Source organism: Oleiphilus sp. HI0061 (assembly GCF_001635675.1).
Map to the genome: position 1 here is coordinate 1 of NZ_LWFE01000422.1, position 995 is coordinate 995.

The 995-nt window shown below is 45.3% G+C and carries 2 protein-coding genes; both read right to left on the bottom strand.

Annotation, left to right across the window (positions count from 1 at the left end; translation table 11 throughout):
• Window positions 1-234: class I SAM-dependent methyltransferase (locus tag A3735_RS05685; RefSeq protein WP_197485690.1), on the bottom strand; the 234-nt coding region annotated here is incomplete at its 3' end.
• A gap of 101 nt (window positions 235-335) precedes the next feature.
• Window positions 336-995: methyl-accepting chemotaxis protein (locus A3735_RS05690; RefSeq protein ID WP_231882417.1), on the bottom strand; the 660-nt coding region annotated here is incomplete at its 5' end.

Genomic DNA, 995 nt, shown 5'->3' on the forward strand with positions numbered 1-995 from the left:
TGAAATATACAGATTGTTGTCAAATACTTTTTTGAGACTTGCGGCGATATCATCACTAAGACTTTCTGAAAAGTTTTGCACAAATAAATAGGGCGGGTACCACTCAATATTCAGACTGCTTAGCGCTTCAAAGTATTTACCTCTGCCATGGAAAACGCGAGCCGCTCTATCTTGGTAGCGAGATAGATTGCTAAGTAGTTCTTGTTGAAGAATATCGTTCGTTTGTGCTGACATATAGTGGTTCGTTTTTATCTAGGTTTGAGACTTTGGTGCAAAAAAAGGGGAGTCAAATGACTCCCCTTTCGGTTTAGGCTGCGAATTATGCCACAGACAGACTAGGTTCTGAAGAAACGAACCAATTGTTGCATCTTACTCGCCTGGTCACTCATAGACCTTGACGCAGCGGCAGTTTCTTCAACCAAGGCTGCGTTTTGTTGTGTCATCTCATCCATTTGCGAAATGGCCTGGTTGATCTGTCCAATTCCGTTAGATTGTTCTTTGGCAGCAACATTGACGCTTTCTATACGGCGTGCAACTTGCTCTACGGAGTGGACGATGCCATTTAAGGTTTCACCTGTCTGATTGACTAACATTGAGCCTGACTCGACTTTATTGACACTGTCGCGAATAAGGTCTTTGATCTCTTTCGCGGCACTGGCGGAGCGTTGGGACAAGGTTCGAACTTCACCTGCCACCACTGCAAAACCACGTCCGTGTTCACCTGCCCTTGCGGCTTCCACAGCTGCGTTAAGTGCCAATAAGTTAGTTTGGAAAGCTATCTCATCAATGACGCCGATAATGTCATTAATCTTGTTGCTGGATTCAGAAATTTCTTTCATCGCCTCAACCGCCTGATTAACAACTTGTCCGCCTGACTCGGCTTTCACACGAGCATCGTTAGCTTCGTAGTTTGCATCGTCTGAGTTCTTCTCGCTTTCTTTCACCGTACTGGTAATTTCTTCCATGCTGGCAGCGGTTTCTTCCAGAGAGCTGGC